This window comes from Telluria sp. B2 (assembly GCF_051789535.1).
Lineage (GTDB): Bacteria > Pseudomonadota > Gammaproteobacteria > Burkholderiales > Burkholderiaceae_D > Telluria.
Map to the genome: position 1 here is coordinate 5,130,261 of NZ_CP196525.1, position 13,830 is coordinate 5,144,090.

General features: G+C 64.5%; 10 protein-coding genes. 5 read left to right on the plus strand and 5 right to left on the minus strand.

Translation table 11 applies throughout. The features are described from left to right. Nucleotides 1-10: 10 nt before the first annotated feature. Nucleotides 11-745: a bifunctional demethylmenaquinone methyltransferase/2-methoxy-6-polyprenyl-1,4-benzoquinol methylase UbiE gene (gene ubiE, locus ACSUZJ_RS22650; protein WP_499411886.1), complete on the minus strand. Its 735-nt coding sequence runs from the start codon at nucleotides 743-745 to the stop codon at nucleotides 11-13. Between the two features lie 469 nt (nucleotides 746-1,214). Here ubiE and ACSUZJ_RS22655 point away from each other — a divergent pair, with 469 nt between their 5' ends. Continuing rightward, nucleotides 1,215-3,422 (plus strand): hybrid sensor histidine kinase/response regulator, encoded by a 2,208-nt coding sequence (locus tag ACSUZJ_RS22655; protein WP_499411887.1) that lies wholly within the window; start codon nucleotides 1,215-1,217, stop codon nucleotides 3,420-3,422. Between the two features lie 302 nt (nucleotides 3,423-3,724). Continuing rightward, nucleotides 3,725-3,928, plus strand: coding sequence for a cold-shock protein (locus tag ACSUZJ_RS22660; RefSeq protein WP_312551109.1), 204 nt, complete (start codon nucleotides 3,725-3,727; stop codon nucleotides 3,926-3,928). Nucleotides 3,929-4,202: 274 nt separating this feature from the next. Here the strand turns inward: ACSUZJ_RS22660 and ACSUZJ_RS22665 are convergent, their stop codons facing one another. The 4 genes from ACSUZJ_RS22665 to ACSUZJ_RS22680 form a co-directional block, all read right to left on the minus strand. Then, nucleotides 4,203-4,631, minus strand: coding sequence for a gamma-butyrobetaine hydroxylase family protein (locus ACSUZJ_RS22665; RefSeq protein ID WP_499411888.1), 429 nt, complete (start codon nucleotides 4,629-4,631; stop codon nucleotides 4,203-4,205). A gap of 8 nt (nucleotides 4,632-4,639) precedes the next feature. After that, nucleotides 4,640-5,095 carry an HIT family protein gene (locus tag ACSUZJ_RS22670; RefSeq protein ID WP_499411889.1) on the minus strand — a complete coding sequence of 152 codons (456 nt, stop codon included), beginning with the start codon at nucleotides 5,093-5,095 and terminating at the stop codon, nucleotides 4,640-4,642. Then, complete coding sequence (locus tag ACSUZJ_RS22675; RefSeq protein WP_499411891.1) at nucleotides 5,092-9,099, minus strand: DUF3683 domain-containing protein; 4,008 nt, start codon at nucleotides 9,097-9,099, stop codon at nucleotides 5,092-5,094. The genes ACSUZJ_RS22670 and ACSUZJ_RS22675 overlap by 4 nt, the downstream gene beginning before the upstream one ends. Nucleotides 9,100-9,458: 359 nt before the next feature. After that, on the minus strand, nucleotides 9,459-9,962 hold the full coding sequence (locus tag ACSUZJ_RS22680; RefSeq protein ID WP_499411892.1) for a YqaA family protein: 504 nt from the start codon (nucleotides 9,960-9,962) through the stop codon (nucleotides 9,459-9,461). A gap of 180 nt (nucleotides 9,963-10,142) precedes the next feature. On the opposite strand from ACSUZJ_RS22680, the gene ilvA reads away from it, so the two are divergent. From ilvA to ACSUZJ_RS22695, 3 genes are all read left to right on the plus strand, one after another. Next, nucleotides 10,143-11,675: a threonine ammonia-lyase, biosynthetic gene (gene ilvA / locus ACSUZJ_RS22685; RefSeq protein ID WP_499411894.1), complete on the plus strand. Its 1,533-nt coding sequence runs from the start codon at nucleotides 10,143-10,145 to the stop codon at nucleotides 11,673-11,675. A gap of 500 nt (nucleotides 11,676-12,175) precedes the next feature. Next, nucleotides 12,176-13,006, plus strand: coding sequence for an NADPH-dependent 7-cyano-7-deazaguanine reductase QueF (gene queF, locus ACSUZJ_RS22690; RefSeq protein WP_499411895.1), 831 nt, complete (start codon nucleotides 12,176-12,178; stop codon nucleotides 13,004-13,006). Nucleotides 13,007-13,341: 335 nt separating this feature from the next. Continuing rightward, nucleotides 13,342-13,824 carry a PTS sugar transporter subunit IIA gene (locus ACSUZJ_RS22695; RefSeq protein WP_312551095.1) on the plus strand — a complete coding sequence of 161 codons (483 nt, stop codon included), beginning with the start codon at nucleotides 13,342-13,344 and terminating at the stop codon, nucleotides 13,822-13,824. Nucleotides 13,825-13,830: the final 6 nt, after the last annotated feature.

Genomic DNA, 13,830 nt, shown 5'->3' on the forward strand with positions numbered 1-13,830 from the left:
TGTCCTACCCTCACATTTTGATACCGGTATGCAGCGCCGCGACGCCCGCCGTCAGGTTGAAATACTGCACGCGTTCCAGCCCGGCGTCCTGCATCATCGTCTTCAGTGTTTCCTGGTCCGGGTGCATGCGGATCGATTCGGCCAGGTAGCGGTAGCTTTCCGAGTCGTTGGCGATGCGCTTGCCCAGCCACGGCAGCACGGAGAACGAATACAGGTCGTAAGGCTTCTGCAGGGGCGCCGCCACTTTCGAGAACTCCAGCACCAGCAACTTGCCGCCGGGTTTGAGCACGCGGCGCATTTCCGCCAGTGCCTGGTCCTTGTGCGTCATGTTGCGCAGGCCGAAGGCCACGCTGACCCGGTCAAAATAATTGTCCGGGAACGGCAACTTCTCTGCGTCACACAGCAAGGTGGGGGTGACCAGGCCTTTATTCAATAAGCGGTCGCGCCCTACGCGCAGCATCGACTCGTTGATGTCGGTAAGCCAGACCTCCCCGCTCGGGCCCGCCTGCTTGGCGAAGGCCTTCGACAGGTCGCCGGTGCCGCCCGCAATGTCGAGCACCTTGAAGCCGGGGCGGATGCCGGCCTGGGCGATCGTGAAGGTCTTCCAGATGCGGTGCAGGCCGCCGGACATCAGGTCGTTCATCACGTCGTACTTCGACGCGACGGAGTGGAATACCTTGGCGACCTCGTGGACCTTTTCGTCCTCGGAAACGGTCTTGTAGCCGAAATGGGTGGTGTTGGTCATAGTGCTCTGCCGGTTGATCTTTGCGCATTATACAAGCGACATGCATGAGACGAGCGCCGCGGCTGCCGGCCCTCCCGCAGGCGCTATTCGGCCCTTGGAAACCGGCGCCATGGTAATGCGTTGCCAGCGCGTCAGTTTACGCTTCATGGGGCTGTGGGATACGGTATGCGGCACGGACCGGGGCTCGGGCCGGCCTGCCAGTTTGGCGCCGGTCGTCGCCAATCCGGTCGTGCACGACCGGTAGCGTCGGTCAGGTAGCGCTCCTGTCGCCGCATCCGGGCAGAACAAATGAAGAGGCACAGCAAGCCAACAGCCGGGCTGAGCGCGTTTTCCTCGTCAGCCGGCGAGCCAGTGCCGATCCCGCAGCAGCCTTGCCCGGCCGCCTGCTCAGCCGTGCAACACGCTTGTATTGACTCTTGTATAATCCTGCCCTTCCTTCATTGCTTCCCTTGAGGCAACAGTCATTCCCATGCGTACCAGGTTGCGCCTGCTCCTCCTAGTGCTGTCGGTACTGGTCCCCTCCTTCCTGGCGGCAGCACTCGCCGTGGCCTATGTCTACCACGATGCCCGCGGCACCCAGGACCGGGCGATGCTCGATACTGCACGGGCCGTAGCTTTGCTGGTCGACAACGAACTGGAGAAGAAGGAAGAGCTGCTGCGGGTGCTGGCAGGCTCGCCATCGCTGGCCGCGGGTGAGCTGGCGGATTTCTACGAACACGCGCGGCGCGTCGTACCGCCGCCGGAGTCGACCGTGATCCTGTTCGACCTCGATGGCCGCCAGTTGCTCAATACGCGCCGCCCCTACGGCAGTCCGCTGCCGACACGCAAGGGCTCGAATCTTGGCGAGCTGGGCCAACGCAATGGCATCGACCGTACCCTGGTATCGGACCTCTTCATGGGGCAAGTGGTCATGCGTTACGACTATGCGATCCAGGTGCCGGTCAAGGTCGACGGGCATATCCGCTACCTGCTGACCATGGGCGTGAATGCCAGCTCCCTGCAGCGCCTGCTGACACGCCAGCGGGTTTCCGACACCTGGCTGGCCAGCGTGGTGGACCGCAAGGGCATCGTGGTCGCGCGCTCGCGCAATCCCGAACAGTACATCGGCAAGGCAGCGCGCGCCAGCACGCTGCGCGAGATCGCCGGCAGGGACGAAGCCATCTACGATGCACTCACGCTCGACAATGTCGCGTCGCGCAGCTACGCCAGCACCGTGCCGGATGCGGGCTGGAAGGTCCTGCTCAGCATCCCGCGCAGCGAGCTGCGCGCTGCGCCCCTGCGTGCGGCCGCCGTGCTCGGTGGCCTGATGACCCTGCTGCTGGTGCTCGGCCTGGTCGCGGCGCGGCGTTTCGCCAATCGCGCCATCGGCCCGATCGAGGCGCTCGGGCGCAGCGCGCAGACGCTGGGCGAAAGCGGCGAGGTGCACTACCAGAGCACCAACTGGTTCGAAATCGACAGCGTCGCCCGCCACCTGGCCGAGGCCAGCCGCCGGATCCATCACGCCCAGGCCGAGATGGAAGCGCGCGTGGCCGACGCGGTTGCGGCCACCGAACGGGCCCAACAGGCCCTGCTGAAGAACCAGCAGCTCGAAGCGCTGGGCCGGCTGACCGGCGGCATCGCCCACGAGTACAACAATTTGCTGCAGACCCTGACGACGGCCCTGCAGCTGGCCGGCTTTGCCATGCGCGGCAACGACAAGGTGCAGAACCTGCTCGAGACCTGCAAGCGCACGGTCGCACGCGCGACCGCCCTGACCGGCCAGCTCGGCTCCTTCGGCCGCCTCCAGGCGGCCCGGCTGACAACCGTCGATGTCTGCGCCCAGCTCAAGAGCGCCATCCAGTTGATGAAGGGCTCGCTGAAGAGCGACATCGCGGTCGAGGTGCACTGCGCCGAGGACCTGTGGCCGGTCACGCTCGAACCGCTGCAGTTCGACGTCGCCCTGCTGAACCTGGCGGCCAATGCGCGCGACGCCATGCCGGACGGCGGCACGCTGCGCGTGGACGCGAACAACGTCTCGCTCGACGGCACAGGCCAGCTGCCGCGCGGCGACTACGTGCTGGTCACCCTGACCGACAGCGGCAGCGGCATGACGCCGGAGGTGATGGCGCGTGCGCTCGACCCCTTCTTCACCACCAAGCCGCCGGGCCAGGGCACCGGCCTCGGCCTGCCCCAGGCCTATGCCTTCGCCGTGCAGGCCGGCGGCACGCTGGTCCTCGACAGCATTGCCGGCATCGGCACGCGGGTCGACCTCTACCTGGCGCGCGCCACCGATGACGCGCTCACGGTCCCCGCCGCCAGCGCCGGGCCGGCGCGCATCAAGGGTTCGGGCAGCGTGCTGTTCGTGGAAGACGATGCGCTGGTGCGCGAGGCCGTCATGCACGCGCTGGGCGAAAGCGGCTTCGAAGTCACGGTGGCGGAAGACGGCGAGGCCGCCCTGCGCCTGCTGGAGGCCATGCCGCGCCGCCCGGACGTGGTGTTCTCGGATGTCGTGATGCCGGGCCAGGTCAGCGGCGTCGACCTGGCCGGCATCCTCATGCAGCGCTACCCGAACCTGCCGGTGGTGCTGGCCACCGGCTACACCGAGCAGCAGATCGCGGTGCCGGGCGTGCAGGTGCTGGCCAAGCCCTACACCATCGAGCAACTGGTCGAACTGCTGTCGCGTTCGACGGGCGCTTGAGCGCAGCATACGGCACGCTCCTGGCCGAGCTCGATAACGGAAAGAAACTAGAGATATCGCGGCGCAACGCTGCGCAACTCAAGGAAACACTCAGCCTGTAATTTTGCGTGCTGGAGTATGCAGGATCGCTGAGACGTCGTTTAGAACCAACTCTACAATAAAAAGTATGGTGAATTGTGCTTCACTATTGCTAACTTATCCCTATAATAAAAACGCTTTGTTGAGTCCGGCGCTGGCGTCATCCGTTCACACCGAGAAGTACAAGCAAGGCATAACAACAAATATCTTAGGGGAGTAACATCATGACGAGCGGTACCGTTAAATGGTTCAACGATGCAAAAGGTTTCGGTTTCATCACGCCTGACGGCGGCGGTGAAGACGTGTTCGCCCACTTCTCGGCGATCAACGTGCAGGGCTTCAAGTCGCTGGCCGAAAACCAGCGCGTGACCTTCGAGATCACCACCGGTCCGAAGGGCAAGCAGGCTGCCAACATCCAGCCGCAATAATCACGATGCCGGCATCAGCCGGTTCGAGATAGCAAAAAGCCGACGCAAGTCGGCTTTTTTGTTTTCGGGAGAGTTATCGTATCGGACCGTAGAAAGCCCGATTCATGTTGCCCCCCGGATTTAACGCATAGGCCGCATATTGTTGGCAACGTCTAAAGCGTTTCCCTAACCTTGAGGAAGATGGCAACGCCGCGGAGCGAACCAGCGCGGCTGTTGACTCGGGTGAAACACGTAGCGCGTGGGCACGGGGTGCCCACCCTACGAGCCCTAAGGCTTATTTCGAGCAGCCGCAGCTGCCGCTGCCGCAACCGCCGCCACTGCTGCGCACTGGCGCGGCGGCTGGCTCGCGGCCGCTGTCGCCGGCGTAGCCGGCCTTTTCCAGGCGCGCCAGGTAATCCTTCCACAGCGCGTCCTGCTCGCTGCCCAGCTTGTACAGGTAGCTCCAGGTATAGATGCCGCTGGCGTGGCCGTCGTCGAAGATGGGCTTGATCGCGTAGTTGCCGACCGGCTCGACGCCGGTGATGCCGACCTCGCGCTTGCCGAGCTGCAGCACTTCCTGGCCCGGTCCGTGGCCGGTCACTTCGGCCGAAGGCGAATACACCCGCATCAGCTCGAAGGGAATCGAAAAGCTGCTGCCGTCGTCGAACGCGATGTCGAGCAGGCGGGATTTCTGGCGCACGGCCAGTTCGGTCGGGTTGGGCATTTCTCTGTTTATCCTTGGTTCATGCGCCGCATCGCGCTGGAAAGCGCGTCGGCAAGTTCCGGCAGCAGCGCGCGACGCGCCGCCAGGGTCGATTCTTCAGTCTGGCGCACCGCCGTCGCCCACACGGGCGCGGGGAAGTGCGCGTCGTCAGTGTAGCGCGGGATGACGTGCCAGTGCAGGTGCGGCACGACATTGCCCAGGCTGGCCACGTTGACCTTGGCCGGTTTCATCACCTCGCGCACGGCCAGTTCGACCTGGACCACCGCCTCATTGAGCAGCAGCCGGTCTTCGCGCGACAGGTCGCTCATCTCGCGCACGTGGTCGCGCCAGATGACGCGGCAAAAGCCGGGGTAGTTGGCGTCGTCGACGATGATCACCGACAGTTTGCTGTCGGCGTAGACCGGCTTCAGAGCGGCCAGGTCGCACAGTTCGCAGCCCGGCTCGCGCAGTGCAAGGTTCGTCATACCAGCACCCTTTCGATGCCGCCGTTGTTGGCGCGCGCCACGTAGTCCGGCAGCCAGTTCTCGCCCAGCAGGTGCTTGGCGATCTCGACGACGATGTAGTCGGCGCTGGTGCCGGCGTCGCCGTTGTAGCGCGACAGGCCCTGCAGGCAAGACGGGCAGCTGGTCAGCACTTTCACTTCGCCCTCGAAGCCGTCGGCGCGCAGCTTGGCCGCGCCGCGCTCGATTTCGTTCTCCTTGCGGTAGCGGACCTGGGTCGCGATGTCCGGACGGGTCACGGCGAAGGTGCCGGACTCGCCGCAGCAGCGATCGTTCTTCTCGATCTTCACGTTGTCCACCGTCTGGACCAGCGCATTCACGGTCTTGACCGAGTCCTGCATCTTCATCGGCGTGTGGCAGGGATCGTGGTACATGTAGCGGGTACCGTTCACGCCTTCCAGTTTCACGCCCTTCTCGAGCAGGTATTCGTGGATGTCGATGAGGCGGCAGCCCGGGAAGATCTTCTCGAACTCGTAGTTCGCCAACGAGTCGTAGCAGGTGCCGCACGACACCACGACCGTCTTGATGTCGAGGTAGTTCAGCGTGTTGGCCATGCGGTGGAACAGCACGCGGTTGTCCGTCACCATCTTGTCGGCCTTGTCGTACTGGCCGGCGCCGCGCTGGGGGTAGCCGCAGCACAGGTAACCCGGCGGCAGCACGGTCTGCACGCCCACTTCCCACAGCATCGCCTGGGTCGCCAGGCCCACCTGCGAGAACAGGCGCTCCGAGCCGCAGCCCGGGAAGTAGAACACGGCTTCGGTGTCGGCGCTGGTGGCCTTCGGGTTGCGGATGATCGGGATGACCTTGTCGTCCTCGATGTCCAGGAGTGCACGCGCCGTCTTCTTCGGCAGGTTGCCCGGCATCTTTTTGTTGATGAAGTGGATCACCTGCTCGCGCACCGGCGCCTTGCCGGTGGTCGGCGGCGGCGCCTTGGTCTGGTCCTTGGCGAAGCCCTTCAGCAGGCTGTTGCCGAGGCGCTGGGCCTTGAAGCCGAAGTCGACCATCGCCTTGCGCGTGGCGTTGATCGTCGTCGGGTCGGTCGCGTTCAGGAAGAACATGGCCGCGCGGTTGGCCGGCTTGAAGCTGCGCTTGTCCATCTTGCGCAGCAGGTTACGCATGTTCATCGAGACGTCGCCGAAGTCGATGTTCACCGGGCACGGGGTCACGCACTTGTGGCACACGGTGCAGTGGTCCGACACGTCCTCGAATTCCTCCCAGTGCCGGATCGAGACGCCGCGGCGGGTCTGCTCTTCGTAGAGGAAGGCTTCGATCAGGGCGGACGTCGCCAGGATCTTGTCGCGCGGCGAGTACAGCAGGTTCGATTGCGGCACGTGGGTCGTGCAGACCGGTTTGCACTTGCCGCAGCGCAGGCAGTCCTTGATGCTGTTGGCGATCTCGCCGATGTCGCTCTGCTGCATGATCAGCGACTCGTGGCCCATCAGGCCGAAGGACGGCGTGTAGGCATTGCGCAGGTCGGCGTGCGCGCCTTCCAGGTTCAGCAGCTTGCCCTTGTTGAAGCGCCCTTCCGGGTCGACCCGCACCTTGTAGTCGCGGAAGTCCTGGATCTCTTCGTCGGTCAGGAATTCCAGCTTGGTGATGCCGATGCCGTGTTCGCCCGAGATCACGCCGTCGAGCGAGCGCGCCAGCTTCATGATGCGCTCGACGGCTTGATGCGCGTCCTGCAGCATCGCGTAGTCGTCCGAGTTCACGGGCAGGTTGGTGTGGACGTTGCCGTCGCCCGCGTGCATGTGCAGGGCCACGAACACGCGCGAACGCAGCACGCGCTTGTGGATGGCGGTGCACTCGTCGAGGATGCACTTGTAGGCCGCGCCGTTGAAGATCTGGCGCAGCGGCGCGCGCAGTTCGTTCTTCCACGAGATGCGCACCGTGTGGTCCTGGACCACGTCGAACAGCGTCGCATCCGGCTGGGTGCCGACGCGCTGGTCCAGCACGGCGGACAGTTGGCCCAGGCCCAGCTCGTCGAGCTTCGGGTGCACGACGCGCAGCGGCTGGTCGAGGTTGGCCAGCACATAGGCCCAGCGTGCGGCGACCTTTTCCACCAGCTCGATGGCCTGCTGCGGGCGGTCGCCCATGATCTCGTCGCGCGCGACCGTGTCGCCGGTGGCGTCGTCGCTCTTCTCCAGCGGCAGGTTGCCGCCCGAGAGATAGGTGTGCAGTTGCTCGGCCAGTTGCAGCTTGTTCTTGATCGACAGCTCGACGTTGATGCGCTCGATGCCGTCGGTGTACTCGCCCATGCGGTTCAGGGGAATGACCACGTCTTCGTTGATCTTGAAGGCGTTGGTGTGACGGGCGATCGCCGCGGTGCGGGCGCGGTCGAGCCAGAATTTCTTGCGCGCTTCCGGGCTGACGGCGATGAAGCCCTCGCCCACGCGGGTGTTCGCGATGCGCACCACTTCCGAGGCGGCGATGGCGACGGCGTTTTCGTCGTCGCCGACGATGTCGCCGAACAGCGCCATTTTAGGCAGCGTGCCGCGCTTGGATTTGGTGGCATAGCCGACCGCGCGCAGGTAGCGCTCGTCCAGGTGCTCCAGGCCGGCGAGACGCAGGGTGGCGAATTCCGGCTTGCCGCTCTTTGGCAGCGAGTCGAGGTAATCCTTGATCTCGACGATCGACGGAATCGCGTCGCGCGCCTGGCCGAAGAACTCCAGCGCGACGGTGCGCGTGTACTTCGGCATCTTGTGCAGGATCCAGCGGCTGGACGTGATCAGGCCGTCCGTGCCCTCTTTCTGGATGCCCGGCAGGCCGGCCAGGAACTTGTCGGTCACGTCCTTGCCCAGGCCCTCCTTGCGGAACTTGCGGCCCTCGATGGTCAGCGTCTCGGTGCGGAAAGGCTCTCCCCTGGCGCCGCCCTTCACCGCCGGACGGGTCCATTCGAGCTTGAAGGTGGCGACCGGCGCATCGTGGATCTTGGACAGGTTGTGGTCCATGCGCGTCACTTCCAGCCAGTCGCCGTTCGGGTCGACCATGCGCCAGGACGCCAGGTTGTCCAGCGCCGTACCCCACAGGACGGCCTTCTTGCCGCCCGCGTTCATCGCGATGTTGCCGCCGATGCAGGAAGCGTGGGCCGAGGTCGGGTCGACCGCGAACACGAAGCCGGCCTTCTCGGCCGCCTGCGAAACGCGCTGGGTGACCACGCCGGCGCCGGTGTGGATGGTCGCGTAGTCGCGGTCCACGCCCGGCAGGCGGGTCATCTCGACCTCGCCCAAGGCGATCAGCTTTTCGGTGTTGATCACGGCCGACATGGCGGTGAGCGGGATCGCGCCGCCGGTGTAGCCGGTGCCGCCGCCGCGTGGAATGATGGTCAGTCCGAGTTCGATGCAGCCCTTGACCAGGCCGGCCATCTCTTCCTCGCTGTCCGGCAGGATCACGAGGAAGGGATATTCGACGCGCCAGTCGGTGGCGTCGGTCACGTGCGAGACGCGGTGCATGCCGTCGAAGCGGATGTTGCGTTTATCCGTATAGGCGCCGAGCACGGCGCGGGCGCGCTTGCGCAGGTCGTACATCTCGCGGAATTCGCGGCCGAAGTCGTCGACGGCTTTACGGGCGGACAGCAAGAGCTGCTCGACGGCGGCGCTGCGCGCAGCGGCTGTTTCCGCGTCGCCTTCGCTGGCGTCGACCGTCACCCGGCGCTTGTCGACCTCGGCCAGGCGGTGGTGCAGCGCGTCGATCAGCTTCTGGCGGCGCTTGGGGTTGTCGAGCAAATCGTCCTGCAGGTAGGGATTGCGGCGCACCACCCAGATGTCGCCCAGCACCTCGTACAGCATGCGCGCCGAGCGCCCGGTCTGGCGCGCGCCGCGCAGCTCGTCGAGCAGCTTCCAGGACGACTCACCCAGCAGGCGGATCACGATCTCGCGGTCCGAGAACGAAGTGTAGTTGTAGGGGATTTCGCGCAGGCGTGCCGGCGCGTTGTCGGCGAGGAGGGTGTGGATATGTGCTGGGGCGTTCATGGATGAGATGAGGATTGGACTGGCCCGAAGGACAATCATTCTAGCTTATTGCGGCGCACAACGCTGGGTTCGGGGATTTTTCCGCCGGGAGCCAAGCAACAAAATACGAACAATAGGCTGTCTATGCAAATTTCGTTTGCAAGAGTGACCACGCAGGCAACGAAAATGTGCCGCCGAGTAAACCCATCCGAATCGCATGTGGCCTGGATACCCGTAGGGTGGGCGCCCCGTGCCCACGCGTAAACGATGAGCAGACGCAGCGCTTTATGAACGCCAACACGACGCAGGCTTCACGCGTGGGCACGGGGCGTCCACCCTACGGTATGCGAAAGTCCCTGGGCATACCAGCCGCGACCAGATCAACCCGTGATCTGCGTGACCATGTCCCCGATGCGCTTCCAGAACCCGTCCGGCACGTACAGCAGCGCCGCGGTCATGGTGAGATAACGCCCGAACTTGCCGATGGCCATGTACATCACGCTGGGCCAGAACGGCAGGTGCAGCCAGCCGGCCAGCGTGCAGAGCGGGTCGCCGATGCCGGGCACCCAGGACAGCAGCATGGTCTTGGCGCCGAAGCGGCGCAGCCAGCCGAACCAGCGGCTCTGGCGTTCCCTGGCGAAGGCGATCTTGGCGCGGTAGCCGATGGCGTAGTCGACGGCGCCGCCGAGCGTGTTGCCGAGGGTGGCAACCAGGATGGCCGGCCAGAACATCGCCTCGTTCGCCTTCACGACGGCGAACACGGCCGGCTCGGAGCCGAGCGGCACCAGGGTGGCGGAGACGAAAGCGATGAGGAATACCGACGTGAGCCCGACTGTGGGAGCGGCGAGGACCTTCAGCAGCCAGAGGACAGCGGTTTCGATCATCGGGGGAAGTTGAAGTTAGAGCTGTCCATTATAATGAGGAAAACCCATCGCTTCGACACGATACGACGAGCCTGCGACCCAGCGCTTCGTATCGGCTGCACGCCTCGGCCACCACCCGGGAAACACAGTCTCGCGTCACCGGAACCAGGACACTGGCTTTTAGAACTTCCTCTCCCGACCATGGCTACCGACTACCTGAAGAAAATCCTGACCGCCCGCGTCTACGACGTCGCCCAAGAAACCCCGCTCGAGCTGGCCCCGACGCTGTCGCAGCGCTTCGGCAACCGCATTTATTTCAAGCGCGAGGACATGCAGAGCGTGTTCAGCTTCAAGCTGCGCGGCGCCTACAACAAGATGGCGCACCTGTCGCCCGAAGCCCTGAAGCGCGGCGTGATCTGCGCTTCGGCCGGCAACCATGCGCAGGGCGTCGCGCTGTCGGCCGCCCGTCTCGGCTGCCGCGCCCTGGTCGTGATGCCGACCACCACCCCGCAAGTGAAAATCGACGCGGTCAAGGCGCGCGGCGGCCCGGCCGTCGAAGTCGTGCTGCACGGCGACTCGTACACCGACGCCTACAACCACGCGCTCACGCTGGAGCGCGAGCAGAAGCTCACTTTCGTGCACCCCTTCGACGACCCCGACGTCATCGCCGGCCAGGGCACCATCGCCATGGAGATCCTGCGCCAGCACTCGGGCCCGATCCACGCGATCTTCGTGGCGATTGGCGGCGGCGGCCTGATCTCGGGCATCGGCGCCTACGTGAAAGCGGTGCGCCCCGACATCAAGGTGATCGGCGTGCAGACCATCGATTCGGACGCGATGGCGAAAAGCCTGAAGGCGGGCGAGCGCGTGACCCTGCCGGATGTCGGCCTGTTCTCGGACGGCACCGCGGTGCGCCTGGTGGGCGAAGAAACCTTCCGGGTGGCGAAGGAAGTCGTGGACGAGATCATCCTGGTCGACACCGACGCCATCTGCGCCGCGATCCAGGACGTGTTCCAGGACACGCGCAGCATCCTCGAGCCGGCCGGCGCCCTGGCCGTGGCCGGCGCCAAGGCCTATGTCGAACGTTCGCAGATGAGCCGCCAGCCGGTGAAGAACGAGACCCTGGTGGCGGTCGCCTGCGGCGCCAACATGAATTTCGACCGCCTGCGCTTCGTCGCCGAGCGCGCCGAGCTGGGCGAAGCGCGCGAAGCCGTGTTCGCGGTCACCATCCCCGAGCAGCGCGGCAGCTTCCGGCGTTTCTGCGCGCTGGTCGGCCCGCGCAACGTCACCGAGTTCAACTACCGCATCAGCGACGAGCGCCAGGCCCACGTGTTCGTGGGCGTACAGGTCGGCAGCCGCGGCGAATCCAGCCTGCTGGCGCGCACCTTCGAACAGCACGACTTCCGCACCCTCGACCTGACCCACGACGAACTGGCCAAGCTGCACATCCGCCACCTGGTCGGAGGAAAAAGCACGCTGGCCCACGACGAGCTGCTGTACCGCTTCGAATTCCCCGAGCGCCCCGGCGCCCTGATGCGCTTCCTGGACAGCATGGCGCCGAACTGGAACATCTCGCTGTTCCACTACCGCAACCAGGGCGGCGACGTCGGCCGCATCCTGGTCGGCCTGCAGGTGCCGGCGGGAGAGATGGACGAGTTCAGGCAGTTCCTGGCGACGCTGGGGTACCGGTATTGGGACGAGAGCGCCAATCCGGTGTACAAGCTGTTCCTGTGATGGGTTGGGCACTGTCCTGCGCGTGAGGACGTGGGGCTGTTGCCTGTGACGTTATTGGTGTGTCGAATCCGCGTGGGCACAAGTGCCCACCCTACGAGGACACGCTGCGTATCCGGGTTTCGTATGATCTCGCTGTAGCGGTGACCGTAGGGTGGGCTCTCGAGCCCACGCGGACCATGCGAACCAATAACGGCACAGGCAACAGCCCCGGGACGCGTGCCGATTGGCCGGAAGGGACACGCTGCGTATCCGGGTTTCGTATGATCTCGATGTTAGCGGTGACCGTAGGGTGGGCACTTGTGCCCACGCGGACCATGCGTACCGATAACGGTTCAGGCAACAGCCCCACATTCCCTGCAATCCGCCACGCCTGCCTCGTCCAACCGAATCGCCCACCCATCCGCATAAAGGTGTACGATACGCGGTTTGCCGCCGCCGGACCGGCACGTTCTTCGCGCACCGAACACCCATGCGCAGCGCCGGCTCATCGAGACCAGATCATGAACAACACTCCCGATCAATCGCCACTTGGCAAATCCTCCGCCTACCAGACCCAGTACGCCCCGGAACTGCTGTTCCCGATCCCGCGCCAGCAAAAGCGCGACGAGCTGGCAATCAAGGGCACACTGCCCTTCTTCGGCCTGGACATCTGGAACGCCTACGAACTGTCGTGGCTGAACATGCGCGGCAAGCCCCAGGTGGCGATCGCAACGATCAGCGCCCCGGCCGATTCGCCGAACATCGTCGAATCGAAGTCGTTCAAGCTGTATCTGAATTCCTTCAACCAGACCCGCGTGGCCGGCCTTGATGCCCTGCTCGCGCTGCTGCGCGAAGACCTGTCGAACGCCTTCGGCGCGCCGGTCCACATCACGCTGACCGAGCCGGAACACTTCGGCAAGCTGAAAATGGGCGAGCTCGAGGGCTTCTCGCTGGACCGCCTGGACATCGACATCGATGACTACTCGCCGGCGCCGGAACTGCTGAAGGCGAACTTCGACGAAGCGCCGGTCGAGGAGACCCTGGTGTCGAACCTGCTGAAGTCGAACTGCCTGGTCACCGGCCAGCCGGACTGGGGCAGCGTGCAGATCCAGTACGCCGGCCCGCAGATCGACCAGGAAGGCCTGCTGCGCTACCTGATCGGCTTCCGCGAGCACAACGAATTCCACGAGCAATGCGTCGAGCGCATCTTCATGGACATCCTGCGCCAATGCAAGCCGAGCAAACTGTCGGTCTATGCACGCTATACCCGCCGCGGCGGCCTCGACATCAACCCCTGGCGCGCCAACTTCAGCACCGGCCGCCCACACAATTTGCGTGGCGCCCGTCAATAAAGACTGTGCGTTTATAGCGACACTTGGCCGTGACGAAGTGACGAAAAAACAACAGTTCTTTGAGACCTCCGGTTTTCGGAAAGCGTCCCCAAATACGGGGAAAAGATGGTGAAAGGGGACTCCGGCCCCGGTTTCACCCAAGGGAATCGGTTTTTCGTAGCGGAAATTGCGTCGGGCCTTGCGAAAGCGCAAATAGCGCTGCGAGCAAGGCCCGATGAGGGCTCGAAACCGGTCCGTGACAGGCGTAGGATACCGACGCGAAATCGAATTACAGGCCAGCAGAACCGGCCTATAATTCTGCTCCGCAAGTCCGCCGCCCCATCCAGAAGCGTGTTATGACCAACCTTAGCAAAATCCTTTCGCTCGAAAACGTCCAGCTCGACATCGAAGTGTCGAGCAAGAAACGCGCCTTCGAACAGGCAGGACTGATCTTCGAGAACAATTGCGGTATCGCTCGCTCGACCGTCACGGACAACCTGTTCGCGCGCGAACGCCTCGGCTCCACGGGCCTGGGCCATGGCGTGGCCGTGCCGCACGGGCGCATCAAGGGCAGCAAGAGCCTGAAGAACCCGATCGCAGCCTTTGTCCGCCTGTCCTCGCCGATTCCTTTCGAATCGCCCGACGGCCGCCCGGTCAGCCTGCTGTTCTTCCTCCTGATCCCGGACCACGTCACCCAGCAGCACCTGGAAATCCTGTCCGAGATTGCCGAGCTGTTCTCGGACGAGGCCATCCGCAACGCGCTGGCCACCGATCCGGACCCACGTTCAGTGCACGAACGAATTATCAACTGGCAACCCAGCTTGCAGGCCTTGGGTTAAACTGGG

Bases quoted from the DNA above. Each gene is read 5' to 3' on its own strand.
- queF (WP_499411895.1), top strand. From the start codon at position 12,176: ATGAACAACACTCCCGATCAATCGCCACTTGGCAAATCCTCCGCCTAC.
- ACSUZJ_RS22680 (WP_499411892.1), bottom strand. From the start codon at position 9,962: ATGATCGAAACCGCTGTCCTCTGGCTGCTGAAGGTCCTCGCCGCTCCC.
- ACSUZJ_RS22660 (WP_312551109.1), top strand. From the start codon at position 3,725: ATGACGAGCGGTACCGTTAAATGGTTCAACGATGCAAAAGGTTTCGGT.
- ilvA (WP_499411894.1), top strand. From the start codon at position 10,143: ATGGCTACCGACTACCTGAAGAAAATCCTGACCGCCCGCGTCTACGAC.
- ACSUZJ_RS22675 (WP_499411891.1), bottom strand. From the start codon at position 9,099: ATGAACGCCCCAGCACATATCCACACCCTCCTCGCCGACAACGCGCCG.
- ACSUZJ_RS22670 (WP_499411889.1), bottom strand. From the start codon at position 5,095: ATGACGAACCTTGCACTGCGCGAGCCGGGCTGCGAACTGTGCGACCTG.
- ubiE (WP_499411886.1), bottom strand. From the start codon at position 745: ATGACCAACACCACCCATTTCGGCTACAAGACCGTTTCCGAGGACGAA.
- ACSUZJ_RS22695 (WP_312551095.1), top strand. From the start codon at position 13,342: ATGACCAACCTTAGCAAAATCCTTTCGCTCGAAAACGTCCAGCTCGAC.
- ACSUZJ_RS22665 (WP_499411888.1), bottom strand. From the start codon at position 4,631: ATGCCCAACCCGACCGAACTGGCCGTGCGCCAGAAATCCCGCCTGCTC.
- ACSUZJ_RS22655 (WP_499411887.1), top strand. From the start codon at position 1,215: ATGCGTACCAGGTTGCGCCTGCTCCTCCTAGTGCTGTCGGTACTGGTC.